At 71.6% G+C, this 13,710-nt stretch carries 15 protein-coding genes; 4 read left to right on the forward strand and 11 right to left on the reverse strand.

The genetic code is table 11. From position 1 onward, the window contains the following. Positions 1-22: 22 nt before the first annotated feature. From AMK27_RS37360 to AMK27_RS37390, 7 genes are all read right to left on the reverse strand, one after another. Positions 23-1,003 (reverse strand): hydroxyacid dehydrogenase, encoded by a 981-nt coding sequence (locus AMK27_RS37360; RefSeq protein ID WP_073918389.1) that lies wholly within the window; start codon positions 1,001-1,003, stop codon positions 23-25. Between the two features lie 189 nt (positions 1,004-1,192). Beyond that, entirely contained in the window at positions 1,193-2,146 is a 954-nt protein-coding gene (locus tag AMK27_RS37365; protein WP_073918392.1) for a carbohydrate ABC transporter permease, read from the reverse strand. After that, positions 2,143-3,039, reverse strand: a complete 897-nt coding sequence (locus tag AMK27_RS37370; protein WP_073918395.1) for a carbohydrate ABC transporter permease — start codon at positions 3,037-3,039, stop codon at positions 2,143-2,145. The genes AMK27_RS37365 and AMK27_RS37370 overlap by 4 nt, the downstream gene beginning before the upstream one ends. Before the next feature lie 108 nt (positions 3,040-3,147). Further along, positions 3,148-4,455: an ABC transporter substrate-binding protein gene (locus tag AMK27_RS37375; protein WP_073918646.1), complete on the reverse strand. Its 1,308-nt coding sequence runs from the start codon at positions 4,453-4,455 to the stop codon at positions 3,148-3,150. A 138-nt stretch (positions 4,456-4,593) separates the two neighbouring features. Next, positions 4,594-5,688, reverse strand: a complete 1,095-nt coding sequence (locus AMK27_RS37380; RefSeq protein ID WP_073918397.1) for a LacI family DNA-binding transcriptional regulator — start codon at positions 5,686-5,688, stop codon at positions 4,594-4,596. 136 nt (positions 5,689-5,824) lie between these two features. Next, positions 5,825-6,235 (reverse strand): RidA family protein, encoded by a 411-nt coding sequence (locus AMK27_RS37385; RefSeq protein ID WP_073918400.1) that lies wholly within the window; start codon positions 6,233-6,235, stop codon positions 5,825-5,827. A 126-nt stretch (positions 6,236-6,361) separates the two neighbouring features. After that, a complete protein-coding gene (locus AMK27_RS37390) occupies positions 6,362-7,699 on the reverse strand; it encodes an outer membrane protein assembly factor BamB family protein (RefSeq protein ID WP_107425770.1) in 1,338 nt (445 codons plus the stop codon). 171 nt (positions 7,700-7,870) lie between these two features. Between AMK27_RS37390 and AMK27_RS37395 the strand changes: the two genes are divergently transcribed. Continuing rightward, positions 7,871-8,098, forward strand: a complete 228-nt coding sequence (locus AMK27_RS37395; protein ID WP_073918405.1) for a hypothetical protein — start codon at positions 7,871-7,873, stop codon at positions 8,096-8,098. A 75-nt stretch (positions 8,099-8,173) separates the two neighbouring features. Here AMK27_RS37395 and AMK27_RS37400 read toward each other — a convergent pair whose 3' ends face one another. Next, positions 8,174-9,337, reverse strand: coding sequence for an alkene reductase (locus AMK27_RS37400; protein ID WP_073918408.1), 1,164 nt, complete (start codon positions 9,335-9,337; stop codon positions 8,174-8,176). 65 nt (positions 9,338-9,402) lie between these two features. Here AMK27_RS37400 and AMK27_RS37405 point away from each other — a divergent pair, with 65 nt between their 5' ends. Continuing rightward, positions 9,403-9,804, forward strand: coding sequence for a MerR family transcriptional regulator (locus AMK27_RS37405; RefSeq protein ID WP_073918411.1), 402 nt, complete (start codon positions 9,403-9,405; stop codon positions 9,802-9,804). Between the two features lie 100 nt (positions 9,805-9,904). Here AMK27_RS37405 and AMK27_RS37410 read toward each other — a convergent pair whose 3' ends face one another. Continuing rightward, positions 9,905-10,510 (reverse strand): hypothetical protein, encoded by a 606-nt coding sequence (locus tag AMK27_RS37410; protein WP_073918414.1) that lies wholly within the window; start codon positions 10,508-10,510, stop codon positions 9,905-9,907. A gap of 320 nt (positions 10,511-10,830) precedes the next feature. On the opposite strand from AMK27_RS37410, the gene AMK27_RS37415 reads away from it, so the two are divergent. Continuing rightward, on the forward strand, positions 10,831-11,265 hold the full coding sequence (locus AMK27_RS37415) for a pentapeptide repeat-containing protein (protein ID WP_073918416.1): 435 nt from the start codon (positions 10,831-10,833) through the stop codon (positions 11,263-11,265). Between the two features lie 64 nt (positions 11,266-11,329). On the opposite strand, the gene AMK27_RS37420 is transcribed toward AMK27_RS37415, so the two are convergent. Then, on the reverse strand, positions 11,330-11,920 hold the full coding sequence (locus AMK27_RS37420) for an epimerase (protein WP_241847725.1): 591 nt from the start codon (positions 11,918-11,920) through the stop codon (positions 11,330-11,332). 622 nt (positions 11,921-12,542) lie between these two features. On the opposite strand from AMK27_RS37420, the gene AMK27_RS37425 reads away from it, so the two are divergent. Next, positions 12,543-13,025, forward strand: a complete 483-nt coding sequence (locus tag AMK27_RS37425; protein ID WP_073918421.1) for a DedA family protein — start codon at positions 12,543-12,545, stop codon at positions 13,023-13,025. 31 nt (positions 13,026-13,056) lie between these two features. On the opposite strand, the gene AMK27_RS37430 is transcribed toward AMK27_RS37425, so the two are convergent. Continuing rightward, positions 13,057-13,593 carry a hypothetical protein gene (locus AMK27_RS37430; RefSeq protein WP_073918424.1) on the reverse strand — a complete coding sequence of 179 codons (537 nt, stop codon included), beginning with the start codon at positions 13,591-13,593 and terminating at the stop codon, positions 13,057-13,059. Between the last annotated feature and the right edge of the window lie 117 nt (positions 13,594-13,710).

The following is a 13,710-nucleotide window of genomic DNA, read 5'->3' on the forward strand; positions in this document are numbered from 1 at the left end:
TCCGGCACGGGTTCCGGCGGGTTCAGGCCGACGTGGCGAGGGCGGTCTGGTGGACGGCGTGGCGGAACGGCCGTCCGGCGCAGTACCGCTCGACCTCGTCGAGCGCGCTCACGGCGATCCTGCGGAGTTCGCCGCCCAACGAGCCCGCGATGTGCGGTGTGAGCAGGACGTTCGGCAGGGAGTAGAGCGGCGAGTCCGCGGGCAGTACCTCCGGCTCGGTGACGTCGATGACCGCGTGGATGCGTCCGGTCGAGGCCTCCGCGGAGAGGGCTTCGGTGTCGACGAGGGAGCCTCGCGCCGTGTTGACGAGCGTGGCACCGTCCCTCAGGAGGGACAGCCTGCGGGCATCCATCAGATGGTGGGTGTCGGGCAGCGCGGGGGCGTGCAGCGAGACGACGTCCGAGGCCGCGACCAGCTCGTCGAGTGTCATGTGCCGCGCGCCGAGCGCGGCGGCCTGCGCCGGGCCGACATGGGGGTCGGCGAGCAGGAGGTCGAGATCGTAGGGCCGCAGCAGTTCGAGCACCTTGCGGCCGACGAGCGAGGCGCCGACGACTCCCACGGTGCGGCGGTAGTTGCCGAATCCGGGGAAGAGAAGCGACCAGTCGAGCGGGGAGCGCCGGTCGCGGTACAGGCCGCCGATGTCCAGGACCCGCTTGTTGGCGAAGAGGATCGCGGCCACGGTGTACTCGGCGACGGGGACGGCGTTCGCGGCGGCGGCCGAGGTCACCGCGAGCCCCCGGTCCCAGCAGGCCTGCGTCACATGGTGCTTGACGCTGCCCGCCGCGTGGACGACCGCCTTGAGGGCCGGGGCGCGGTCCAGCACCCCCGCGTCGAGGCGAGGGCATCCCCATGAGGTGATCAGGAGTTCCACGTCCTCCAGGCCCGGCGCGTGGGAGAAGTCCTCGACCACCTCGACCACGTGGTCCGGGTCGATGTCGACGTACGTCCTGAGGCGTGCGGCCTCGGACGGCGGGAACAGCGCGTCCCGGTGGCGCCGGCTCATGGCGAAGAGGGCTCGGGGACGAGGGGGCGCCGCCGAGGCGGGCGGGGTGTCCGAGGTGGCAGGGGTGTCCGTGGCCGGGGCACCGGTCGTACTGCTTGTGCCGGTCGTGCTGCTCGTACTGCTTGTGCTGCTCGTCCTGCTTGTGCTCGGGGGCATGCGTGAGTTCCTCGGGTTCCTTGCGGTGACGGCCTACTTGACGGCGCCGGCGGTCATGCCGGACTTCCAGAACCGCTGCAGCATCAGGAAGACGGCGATCAGCGGGGCCACGGCCACCAGCGAGCCGACGACGGCCAGCAGGTAGTCCTCGGGGTGGCCTTGGGAGAGTGCGGACGAGTACCACACGTACAGACCGAGGTTGACCGGATACAGGTCCTGGTCGGACAGCATCACCAGGGGCAGGAAGAAGCTGTTCCAGATCTGCGTGAACTGGAAGAGGAAGATGGTGACGAAGCCCGGTGCCAGCATCGGGAACGCGATGCGGAGGAACGCCCGGAACTCGCCGGCCCCGTCCATTCGCGCCGCCTCCAGCACCTCGTCCGGCACATAGGCGGCACTGAACACCCGCGCCAGGTACACGCCGAACGGGAAGACCAGTCCGGGGACGAACACGCTCCAGAAGGTGTTGACGAGCCCGGCTTCGGCGGCGAGCAGGTACAGCGGGATCGCCAGCGCGGTACCGGGCACCATCACGCCCAGCAGCACCAGCGAGAACAGCCGCTCCTTGCCGGGGAAGGCCAGCTTGTCGAAGGCGTAGCCCGCGGCCACGCTGAAGACCGCTGCCAGCAGCGCACCGACGCCCGCGTACACCACGGTGTTGGCCACCCAGCGCAGGTAGACACCCCCGTCGGCCGTGAAGAGGTGCCCCAGGTTCTCCCCGAGGCGGACCTCGTCGCCCAGCGCGAAGCCGTTCGTGCCGAAGAGGTCCTCACGGCTCTTGGTCGACGACATCAGGAGCCAGGTCAGCGGCAGCAGGGTGTAGAGGGTGGCGAGGGCGAGGAGTGCGGTGACACCTGCCTTGGACAGCAGCGCCGAGTGACGTCCGGCGGCGCGCCTCGACCGGCGGGGGAGCGGGCCGGGCCGGGGCGGCGGCGGGGTCGAGGGCTCGGGGACGGCCGGGGGAGGAAGGACGGAGGACGTGGTCACGGCTTGCTCCCGCGGCGTGAGATCCGGGTGACGGCGAACGACAGCACGGCGGCGAAGAGGGCGATGAGCAGCGAAGCCGCTGCCGCCAGACCGAAGTCGTTGTTCTGGAAGGCGGCCGTCTGGACGTACATGTTGGGGGTCCAGCTGCTGCCGATCGCGCTGGACGCGTTGTAGATGACCTTCGGCTCGGTGAAGAGCTGGATCGATCCGATGACGGTGAAGAGGACGGCGAGGGCCACCGCGGGGCGGATCATCGGGACCTTGATGGACAGTGCCGTACGGACGGCGCCGGCGCCGTCGACACGGGCGGCGTCCAGAGTTTCGCGGGGCACGGCCTGCAGGGCCGCGTAGAAGATGACCATGTTGTAGCCGGTCCACTCCCACACGGCGATGTTGGCAGCGGAGAAGACGGCGTTGTCGGCCGACAGGAAGTTCAGGTGGATCCCGCCGGATTCGAGGAAGTCGATCACCGGGCTGAGGCCGGGCGTGTAGAGGTACACCCAGATCAGCGCGGCGATCAGTCCCGGCACCGCGTGCGGCAGGAACAGCGCCAGCTGGAAGAAGGAACGGGCCTTGGCGAGTCCGGTGTCCAGCAGCAGGGCGAGGACCAGTGCCCCGCCGATCATCACGGGGATGTAGACGGCGCAGTACGCGGCGACCACGAGGAACCCGTCACGGAACGCCGGATCGGACAGGGCGCGTGCGTAGTTGTCCCAGCCGGCGAAGACGCTCTCGGTGCCGCCGAACCCGAGGCCGGAGGTGCGGGTGGTGAACAGGCTCAGCCAGGCCGCGTACACCAGCGGGGCGAGGGTGACGGCCGCGAAGAGGCCGAGGAAGGGGGAGAGGAGCAGCGCGGCGGTCCGGCGCTGTCCGAGAGTGGAGGGGGTCGCCATGACGGCCCTTTCGGGGTGGGGCGGGATGGATCGGGAGGTGCGTTCGGGAGAGCCGGCGGGCGCCCGGTGCGCGGGCGGCAGGCGCCGGCGTGCCCGCCCAAGCGGCTCCTACGGAGCGGTCACCTTCATGCCCCGCTGCCTCATCTGCGCGACGGTGGTCCGCTCGGCGAGGGAGAGCACCGCGGGCAGTGAGGCCGTGCCGTCGGCGACCTTGGGAAGTTCGTCGACGAGGGCGGTGTTGGTCGCCCCCATGACCGGTCCCCAGGTCCAGCCGGGCCGGATCGCCTCGTACGAGGCCTGCCCGACGGCGTAGACGTCCTGCCCGCCGTAGTACGCGGTCCCGAACGCGGCCCTGGTGACCGGGACGAGCGCCGGGTCGGCGGGGAACATGCTGCTGGTGCCGGAGGACACCCATGCCTTCATGCCCTCGGGGTCGGTGGTGATCCAGCGGATGAACTCCGCTGCGGCACCGCTGTTGTCGGAGCCCTTCGGGATGACGAAGGAGGAGCCGCCGTACATGGCCGAGGCGGGCCTGCCGTCCCAGGTGGGCACGGGGGCCAGGGCCCACTTGCCCTTCTGGTCGGGGACGGTGGCCTGCTGCGCCCCGGCGCACCAGCTGGCGCAGACGTAGGCGACGGTCCGGTTCTTCTGGACGCTCGTCCAGAACGGGTCGAGCGAGCTCAGCGAGTGGACGAGGTCCTCACGGGCGAGGTCTCCCCAGTAGGCGGCCGCCCTGTTCGACGGCCCGTCGTCGAGGGTGACCTTCCAGGCGTCCTTTCCGGCGCTGAACCACTGTCCGCCGGCCTGCCAGGCGAGCGCGGTCAGCAGACCGGGGTTGTCGGTGAAGAGGACGCCGCCACGGGCCCCCGGGTCGGCCTTCCGCACCTGCTCCGCCATGTCCCGGTAGGCGTTCCACGTGGTGGGTACGGAGATCTTGTGCCGGGCGAAGAAGTCCTTCCGGTACATCAGCACGAGGGGTGCCGCGTCACGCGGGACCCCCCAGGTGCTGCCGCCGAGGTCGACCAACTGCCGCACCGCCTCGGGGAAGCGGTCCTTCACCACCGGACCGAGCGTTTCGCTCAGATCCTCGATCTTGCCCTGCGCGGCGAACTCCGGCAGCTGCGGGTACTCGACGACGGCGACATCGGGCGCGGTGCCGGCCTTCACGGCGTTGGTGAGCTTGGAGTAGTACTCCTGGCCCGACGGGACCGTCTCGAACGTCACCTCGATGTCCGGATGGCTGCGGTTGAAGGCGGCGGCCACCTGATCGGAACCCTTGACGAAGGACCAGAAGGTGACCTTGCCGGCCTTCTTCCCCGTGCCGGGGGAGTCGTCCTGACCGGTTCCGCCGCAGCCGGTGAGGAGCAGGGCGAGGGCTGCGGAGCAGGCCAGGGCGGTGGTGTTTCTGCGAAGCATGATGTGCACCGATCGTTCGCTGGGGCGTCGAACGGAATCATTCGACAGCCCACTTGCTTCGTCAATGCTTTCGGCTTCATATGCTGGCAAGTGAAAGTAAGTGAAAGCTGCGTAGTGCCTGAGGTTGAAGTGTGACCCTTACGTACGAGGGGTGTCGCGCCCCTCGACGGCGCCACTGGAGTCCCGGACCCGCAGTTCCGGACGGAGCAGCAACGCGGTCAGAGGGGCGCCCGGATCGGCGAGCCTGCGCCGCATCAGGTCGACCGCCCAGGCTCCCACGGCCCTCTTGGGCGGAGCCACGGCGGTGAGCGGCACATCGCTCAGCTCGGCGACCTCGTCGTCGTACGTCACGATGGCGAGGTCCTCCGGGACGCGCAGGCCGCGCGACTGGAGGAGGCCGACCAGAGTGACGGCATCCAGGTCGTTGTGCACCAGGGCGGCCCGGACGTCACCCGCCCCGACCGCGCTCACGAGATCCTCGTACCTCTCGGCGGACGTCGGCCCGTCGCTCGGACCGACACGGTACTCCGGGCCGACGGGCACCCCCAGCGCCTGGCAGGCGGCATGGTAACCCTCGCGGATCAAGGGTGTGTTGGGGCTCTCGGCCCGAGCCGCCAGGGCGATGCGCCGGTGCCCGAGGCCGGCGAGATGACGGACGGCCAGGCCCGCGCCGTGGGCGTGATCGGACGCGACCTGCTCGACGCGACCGGATTCCGGGCCCGCCCGGCGGTCCATGAGCACCACCGGTACGTCCAGGCCGGCGGGCCACTGCTCCGCCCGCTCCGCGGGTTCGAGTCCGGCCCGCGGCATCAGCAGCAGACCGTCGGCCCCCGCCGCCACGAGCCGTCGTGCCTGTTCCTGGTTGTCCGCCAGCGTCTCGCCGGACACCGCGAGCACGAGACGCATCCCGTGTGCGCGAGCGGCCTCCCGCACCCCGCGGATGATCTCGGGGTAGTAGTAGTCGCCGGGCGGAACGACCAGCCCCAGCACGCGGTCCTGCTGGGCTGCCGGACGCGGTGCCGCGGTGCCCGGGGCGGGAGCCTGCTGGGCCGCCGCCAGGGACATCGCGCCGCCGTGCACCCGGACGACGAGCCCGCGGCCGGCCAGGTCCCGTACGTCCTGCCGCACCGTGACGGCGGAGACACCGGTCTCCGCGGCCACCTCCTTGACCGTGACCGTCCCCCGGCGCTCCACCATGCGCAGGATCGCCTCACGCCGCTCTTCCGTCAGCACCGCCCACCCCTCTCGTCGTGAGTGAAGGCTCTTTGCTTTCACTCGACAAACGAAAGGTATCAACGAAGCATCGCGGCCTGCGTGCCTGCCCGCCCGCCTCCCCGCCCGCCTCCGCGCGGTCCCGCGGAAGCGGTGCTCACTGATCGAGCACGGCGGCGACGGCCTCGATCTCGACGAGCTGGTCGTCGTAGCCGAGTACGGTGACGCCCATCAGCGTGCTGGGGACGTCGTGGTCGCCGAACGCGTCCCGGACGACGGCCCAGGCAGCCCCCAGATCCTGCCGGCGGGCCGATGCGACGAGGACCCGGGTGCTGATGACGTCCTGGAGCGACGCGCCGGCGGCAGCGAGGGCGACCCGCATGTTCTCGACGGCTTTCGCCGCCTGGCCCGCGTAGTCCCCGACCGCCGCCGTCGATCCGTCGTCGTTCAGAGGACACGCCCCGGCGAGGAAGATCAGGCGCGCCTCGGCGGGGGCCGTGGCGGCGTAGGCGTACTCGGCGACATCGGACAATGCGGCGGAGCGGATCAGAGTGATGGCACGAGCCACGGTCGGCCGTTCCTTTCCTGGTCGATGCAGAGCGCGGACATCCTGCCAACGGCGCGTCGCCTTCGCCTCTCCTTTTCCCGACGCCCTCGCGCGGTGCGGGCCGTCGACGGCCGACAGCACGGTCCGTCAGTCCGCGCCCACGGGGCGGAGCGTGACCAGGTCGGCGCCGTCGCACCAGGTGACGGCGGTTCCGGGACCCTTGCCCTCGCCCGCGAAGGCCCGACAGTCCGAGGCACCCTCCCAGAGGGGGCGGCCCTCGTGGTCCAGTAGCACCAGGCGTCTGCCGTCCTGCCAGAACCCTGCCGTGACGCGGCGTGCGGCGGCGCTCAGTCCGGCGGGGCGGACCGGCGGGGCGGACCTGTCCAGGCGCCGGTCAGGGCGGCCGGCCGCGCGGATGACCGGGTTCATGGTGCCGTCGCCGACCAGGTACTCACCGGGGGCGAGCCGCCGGGAGTGGCTGAGCGTGCCGACGTACAAAGGGACGACAAGGGCTCCTTCGGCATCGGGCAGCGCCATCGCGTAACCGGCGAACAGCGGGAGGGCACGGTCCCAGCGGCATCCGCTCCGCGGCTCGCGCGGGGCCTGGGGCTGGTCCCACACGAAGGTGCGCTGCCAGTCCCCTTCCTCGTCACCGTCGTCCTTGCCGATGCGTGCGGCGACGACGGTGACGCGACAGCTGCCCCTGGCGGGCGCGGTGGCCATGGTGAGGTGTCCGCCGTTCTGGGTGATCCGGTCGATGCCGCCGCGGGGCACCCGGAGACCCGTCAGCCAGGACGGTCGGCCGGTCTCCGGGTCGAGCGTGGCCACGCGGTCGGGGGTGACCAGATAGGGCCCGCAGCGGTGGTCGCCGGACGGCCGCTCGACGGCCAGGGCGTCGTCCCGGCAGCCGTCCAGGACCCGCACCGGCCCGCGCTCCGTGCACGTCCACGCACGCCGGCCCGACCAGGCGTCCAAGCCGGTCAGGCCGCAGGACCCGGGACGGCAGTCCGCCACCAGCACCCTCGCGAACCCGTCCTCGTACAGGAACACCCGACTGCCCGGCGCCAGTTCGTGCCGCCAGGCCAGCCGCCCCTGCTCCGGGTCGAGCCCGGCGATCGCACTCGGCCCGCGCCGGCCTTCGCGCCCGCCGACGAGCACCACCCGGTGGCCACGGACGAACGCGGAGTGCGCCGTGCCCGGTTGAGGGGAGGTCACCGCGAACTCGGCGGGCAGCGCCAACCGCCAGCCCCGGCGTCCCGGCCCCGGCAGCCGGACGAGCGCGCGGCCCTGGCCGAGCAGCCCCGCCTCGGTGGAGTTCACCACCCAGCCGCCGTCGGGCCCGGGCCGCACCGGCATCCGCACCCGCGAGGCCTCCTCGGGTACCGCCGAACCGTCGCCGAACATCGGCCCCTGCGGGGCGAAACACCCCGTGACCAGCAGAACCAGCACCCCGCCCAGCAGCCACCGCCACCGTCGACGCCGCATCGCACCCCCTCGTACCCGCGCTCAAGCTAGAGCGACCGCAGGCCCGCCCGCCCGCCCCGTTCCCCTTTCGTGACGGGCTCGTAGTGACACAGCAGCCTGCATCCTTCGGCCTAGTACGTTCTCGGTCCTGCGGAGGACGATCTTGCGGAACCGTCGCGAGAGGCTTGATCCGTGCGAACAACCATCGGATACACCCTCGAAAGCATCGGCTACGTCATCGGAGCCCAGGGACTCGTCAGCTTCGCTTCGGTGACCTTCTTCGGTACGGAGTGGGGCTGGCTGCACAAGGTCGTCGACCTCCCGTCCGCCGCCTACCTCGGCATCCTCGCCGCGGGGCTGGCCCTGGTCGCCGGCGGCGTGAAGACCCGCAAGGCGGCGGAGCCCGCGAAGACCGCCTGACCGACGGACCCCGCAGCCGGCGTCCCCCGGCCCGGTCGGGACGGGAGAGCGCGCACTGCGGCGGGGGAGCGGGGACTACAGGTGATCCGTGACGCGGGCGGCACGGGGCGAGGGGATCGTCGCCGCGAGGCGCGGGAGGTACGGGTAGTCGGTGTAGCCGCGCTCGCCGCCCGTGTACATCAGGCCCTCCTCGCGGACGGGGTTGATCGGGGCGCCGGTCCGCAGCCGCTCGACCAGGTCGGGGTTGGCCAGGAAGGGGCGGCCCAGGGAGATGAGGTCGGCGCCGGCGGCGAGGAGGCGTTCGGCTGCGTCGCGGCCGCCGTCGGCGGGCAGGGGACGGCCCCAGCCGAGCACCGGGTTGGCGATGAGGGTGCGCGGCCAGGACTTCCGGATGTCCTGGAAGAGCGGCTGGTCCGGGTCGGCGAACACGACGTGCAGATAGGCGGGACCGATGTCGTTCAGGGCGGCGACGAGGGCGGGGTAGATGTCCTCGGTGTCGCCCTCGTCGATGCCGTTGACGGTCAGGCCGGGGGCGATCCGTACGCCCACACGGTCGGGGCCGATCGCGTCGGCGACGGCCTCGACCACCTCGACGACGAAGCGGATGCGGTGGGCGACCGGACCGCCGTACGCGTCGGTGCGGTGGTTGGTGCCCTTGGCGAGGAACTGATGCAGCAGATAGCCGTTGGCGGCGTGCACCTCGACGCCTGCGAAGCCCGCGTCGACGGCCTTGCGGGCCGCGGCGGCGAAGTCGGCGACGGTGGACCGGATCTCCTCGACGGTCATCTCGCGCGGGACGACGGCGGGCCGGCGGCCGCTCGCCGTGTGGATCGGCTCGGGCAGCGGGATCGGGGAGGGAGCGACGGGCGTGAGCCCGCTGTTGTCGGGGTGGCCGATCCGGCCGCCGTGCTGCAGCTGGAGGAACATCCGCCCACCGGCGGCGTGCACGGCGTCCGTGACCTGCCGCCAGCCGACAACGTGGGCGTCCTCGTGGATGGCGGTGATGTTCGGGTAGGTCTGACCGACGGCGTTCGGAGTGGACGCCTCGGCGACGATCAGGCCGGCCGAGGCGCGCTGGGAGTAGTAGGTGGCCATCAGGGGCAGCGGGACGCCGTCGGCCGTGGCGCGGTTGCGGGTCATCGGCGCCATGACCAGGCGGTTGGGGAGTTCCAGCGGGCCGAGGCGGGCGGAGTCGAAGAGGCGGGATTCAACGGGCGATCCAACGGGTGCGTTCGTCATGCCCGTACGGTAGAAGTTGACACTGGTGTCAGGGGCAAGGCCGAGGCCGGCGAACGGGGTGGGGCATGCGGATCGGTGAACTCGCTCGGCGCAGCGGGGTGAGTGACAGGTCGCTGCGCTACTACGAGGCGCAGGGGCTCCTGGCGTCCGAGCGAACGCCCGGCGGACAGCGCGACTTCGGAGAATGGGCGGTCGACCGGGTCATCCGCATCCAGGCCCTGTACGCGGCGGGGCTCACCAGCAAGAAGATCGCACGACTGCTGCCCTGCATGCGGGACACGGACGGCGCACCGAGCGAGATCGCGACACCGCGACTGGTCGAGGAGCTGCACGCCGAGCGCGAACGCATCGACCGGACGATCGCGGACCTGATCCGCTCCCGGGACGTCCTCGACGAGGTCATCTCCGCCGCCACGTCGTCCTTCCCGGCGGCCCGTCACGCGGGGGCGTCGAGCACCGCCGTGTGACGGCGCGCGCCGCCACTACTACCACCACCACGACCGGCGGCGTACGGACAGCGACGGCGCCGGTGAGGGGGGGCCGGCCTCTCGGACCGGGCGCGACGGCTCAGGGCCGTAGACCGATGTGCTTGAGCGCGACCGCACTGAGATCGGCGATGGCTTCCTGGTCGCCCTGACGCCAGGCGTCGGCCCATCCGCCGGGCGGCACCGCCAGCTTGGCGAGCGCGCGCGGCGGGCCGGTGAGCGCGCGCAGGGCGAGCAGGTCGGCGCCTCCGGGGGCCTCGGCGAGCCGGCGCAGGGTGCTGCTGCGCCGGATCCAGAGGAGGCGCGGCGGGAGCCAGATCAGCAGGACGAAGAACACCGGAATGATGATGAGGGCCGTCGTGACCACGTTGGCGACCTGGCTGACGGTCTCCTGGAGCGACACCCCCGCGTCGGAGATGCCGGAGCCGGCGTCGGCCGCGGCCTCCAGGGGCTTCTTCAGGACGCCGCCGATCAGCGGCACCCCCGACGCCGCGTCCCCCGCACTGCCGAGCCCCTCGGCGAGACGGTCACCGGAACTCTCCACCCTGCGTCCCGGCTCGGCCAGCAGCATGATCGTGTCGCGGACGACGAGGGCCGCCCACACCGCGACGGCGATCAGGGCCACGGCGATCAGGTCGACGAGCACCTGGAGGTTCCGACGGGTGGGTGTCTGGGCGTAGAGGCGCAAGGGGTGACTCCCGTTCGAGGCCTGGCGTCGAGGAGGTCCGGCCGCCCGGCCCGCGACGCGGCCGGCCGGTCGTCGGAAACAACTCTTCCACGGCGTCTCACGGGCAAACATCCGACACACGCAGGGCGCCGAGTGACGCCGTTCCTCAGCGGAGAACGGTCGCGCAGCTGGCGGACTGTCTGCTTTCCGCCCCTGCGGCAGGGGCGGACGAGGTCCTCATCGACCTCCAGCAGATCGCGCGGAACGCGGGAGCGCTGACGGGCACGGCCACGGTGGAAATCCGCGAGCGGACTTCCGGCTCGGCTGGCACGCTGGCGCCCATGGCCGCCCTCCTGAACCCCCGGCAACGACTTGCGGCACTTCCGCGCTACTCGGCCCTGAGCGGAGAGGACTTCACCGGCCAGGACCTGATCTCGGCCAGGACATCGCAGTTGCGCTTCACGCGATGCACGTTCGTCGAAGCCGACCTGCGTCACGCCGGCTTGGACGGCTGTTCGTTCAAGCTCTGCGACCTGCGCCGAGCGGACCTGCGGGGAGCCTCCCTGCGGGGAGCGGTTCTGTCCGGCTGCGACCTTCGTGGCGCGGACCTCCGCGGCGCCGATCTCACCGGAGTCGACTTCGGCCGGGTGAACACCGGCAGACCCCGCTACGGCCTCACCGACATCACCGGAGCCCTCCTCAAGGGGGCGATCCTGCACGACGTCCGACACGAGGAGGTCATCGGATGGCAGTCCGCGGCGGGCGACATCGGATAGGAGGCCATGCGTACCAGTGCGGCTGCGGGCCCTGAGGCTCCCGGTTCCGGATGTCCCCGACGGGTCAGGCAGCCAGTCGGTTGATGTCGGCGGTCCGCAGGATGCGGGGCTCGGCGCCGTCGAGGCGGGTGGTGGCGAGCATCGCGCGCCCCACCTGCTCGGTGCTGGTCACGTAGCGCGGGACCACGCGGCGGACGACCGGGTACAGCCACGAGGTGAGCCGGTACATCACGCGGTACCAGCGCGTACCCGACGTCTCACCGTGCAAGGGCTGGATCCAGCCCGGGCGGAAGGCATAGGCGTGCATGTCCATGGCCAGGAGGGCGTTCTCCGTGCGGCCCTTCACGCGGGCCCAGGCCGAGCGGCCTCGCTCGGTGCTGTCGGTGCCTTCGCCGGAGACGTAGACGAAGGTCAGATCGGGGTTGCCGGCGGCGACCACGTCGGCGGCCGCCAGCGTGTAGGTGTACGTGATGGTCTCGTACGCGGCGGCAGAGCGCCCGGCCGCGGAGACGCCCAGGCAGTAGAAGCACGCGTCGGCCCCGGCCAGGTCGTCTGCGAGCGGGGTGAGGTCGGCGAAGTCGGAGTGGAGGATCTCGCGGAGTTTGGGGGCGGTGCGCCCGAGCGGGCGACGGACGACGGCGAGGACTTCGGTCACGCCGGGGTCCTCCGGGCAGGCGCGCAGCACCCCTTGACCGACCATGCCGGACGCCCCGAAAAGGATCACCTTCACTGCGCGGCCTCTCTCGATGGTTCGTACGGGATGGTGTGCCGGAGGAAGCAGCATCCGGCGACTGCGACTGCGACTGCGACTGCGACTGCGACCGCGTCTGCGTCCCCGCGCGCACAACGACAGGCACGCAGGTGCAGGACGAGTAGACGGTATCGCGGGCGTCCGGGCGAGCGACCACGCCGGGGCGCGGGGGTGGCGACGGACGGGGTGGGGACCCTGCCAGACGGGCGGCGGCCTACGCTGTGGGTGGGCCGACCGGATGCAGTGACCGCGCCCGCGACGGCGCTGCTCGGTGCTCGGGTGGACGGGGCACTGTTTCCGCCGATAGGCATTAGGTTAGGCTGACCTTGCCTGGCGGGCGGACCCGGGTGTGCGGGTGCGCGTTCCGGCGCCGCACGTGGGAACTCAGAGGCCGGATCGGACAGAGGCGGGGCGCAGGTGAGAATCGGTGACCGGGTATGTGCGCGTCGTGCGCCCGGCGAAGCGGGACGCCCCGTGCGAGTGACGTGGGAGGCGGGTTTCCGCCCGGCGCCCGGGACGAGGCGTCGTGGGTAAGATCGCGCTCACGGCCGGAGCCCTCTACGTCATCGTCCTGCTGCGCGCCGGAGGAACGTTCGCCGTCGGTTGGCTCGCCGGCGCCGGTGCCCGGCGCAGCAGGTTCGCCGGGCGGATCTCGTCGGCGAAGTTCGTTCGCGCCGAGCGGGCGATCCAGCGGTGGGGCGCGCCGGTGGTGGCCGTCTCCTTCCTGACCGTCGGCTTCCAGACCGCCGCGAACTTCCTCGCCGGCAGCATGCGCATGCCGTTGCCGCGCTACCTCCCTGCGCTGTTCGTGGGCGGAGCGGCCTGGGCGCTGGTCTACGCGACGGTGGGGATCGGGGCGCTCGAAGTGCTGGGACGGCTCTTCGCCGAGCAGACGGCCCTCGGGGTGTCGGCCGTGGCAGCGCTTCTCCTCGCGGTGTGCGGGGTGGTGGTGTACCGCAGAAGGAAGGCGGCTGCGTCCGCTCCGGTCCCGGTTGCCGAGGAATCGTGAGCCCCCGCCCCCGCCTCGTGACGTTGCCGGGCTACCGGCCTGGACTGCTCGCCTGGCTGGGGCAGAACGCGGCCACGATGCCTTCCAGGATGCTGACGAACTCCTGAGCCTGGATCTCGACCACGAAGACGGCCCCGGAGTCTTCGGGGTGGTTGCGCAGGTGTTCCTCACGCCAGAACTCCAGCGTGATCACCAGGTCGTCCTTCTCGCGGAACAGGTGGGCGATCACGTTGTCGGTGGTGGGGCCCCAGTGCAGGACCTGAAACCGGCTTTGCTGCTCGTAGCCCGCCTCGGGTTCGACTTCGGGATCGGCGTCGTCCATCACGCGTGCCAGGAGACGACGGTGTGTGGCTTCGGCGGACAAGCCGGGGAACGGCAGGGGAGACCCCTCGCCGGATCGCAGCCAGGCGCAGGTTTCCAGGACAGCGTGGCGGAAAGCGGGGACGTACGCCATGTTGTCGTCGCAGGTCAGCCACTTTCCCGCCGCCCAGAGGTCGACCCTGCACAGGGGGCCGGGCTCGCCGACCTCCGCTGCGAATCTGAACCTGTCTCCCAGAACCACGCTCATGCCGGTGACCGTCTCAGGTTCCTCCCCTCGGCCGGACTGGGGACGGTGCGGTGAGCTCTTTGTCACCTCGGCGGCGGGCGTCAGAGTCCGCGGTCTCGTCACCCCCGGGGCCCGGGC

Origin of the sequence: Streptomyces sp. CB02009 (genome assembly GCF_001905825.1) — a bacterium.
Taxonomy (GTDB): domain Bacteria; phylum Actinomycetota; class Actinomycetes; order Streptomycetales; family Streptomycetaceae; genus Streptomyces.

What these genes read in the sequence shown, in the direction of transcription:
- AMK27_RS37360 (WP_073918389.1), bottom strand. Translation starts at nt 1,003, where the DNA reads ATGAGCCGGCGCCACCGGGACGCGCTGTTCCCGCCGTCCGAGGCCGCA.
- AMK27_RS37370 (WP_073918395.1), bottom strand. Translation starts at nt 3,039, where the DNA reads ATGGCGACCCCCTCCACTCTCGGACAGCGCCGGACCGCCGCGCTGCTC.
- AMK27_RS37375 (WP_073918646.1), bottom strand. Translation starts at nt 4,455, where the DNA reads ATGCTTCGCAGAAACACCACCGCCCTGGCCTGCTCCGCAGCCCTCGCC.
- AMK27_RS37390 (WP_107425770.1), bottom strand. Translation starts at nt 7,699, where the DNA reads ATGCGGCGTCGACGGTGGCGGTGGCTGCTGGGCGGGGTGCTGGTTCTG.
- AMK27_RS37400 (WP_073918408.1), bottom strand. Translation starts at nt 9,337, where the DNA reads ATGACGAACGCACCCGTTGGATCGCCCGTTGAATCCCGCCTCTTCGAC.
- AMK27_RS37405 (WP_073918411.1), top strand. Translation starts at nt 9,403, where the DNA reads ATGCGGATCGGTGAACTCGCTCGGCGCAGCGGGGTGAGTGACAGGTCG.
- AMK27_RS37415 (WP_073918416.1), top strand. Translation starts at nt 10,831, where the DNA reads ATGGCCGCCCTCCTGAACCCCCGGCAACGACTTGCGGCACTTCCGCGC.
- AMK27_RS37430 (WP_073918424.1), bottom strand. Translation starts at nt 13,593, where the DNA reads ATGAGCGTGGTTCTGGGAGACAGGTTCAGATTCGCAGCGGAGGTCGGC.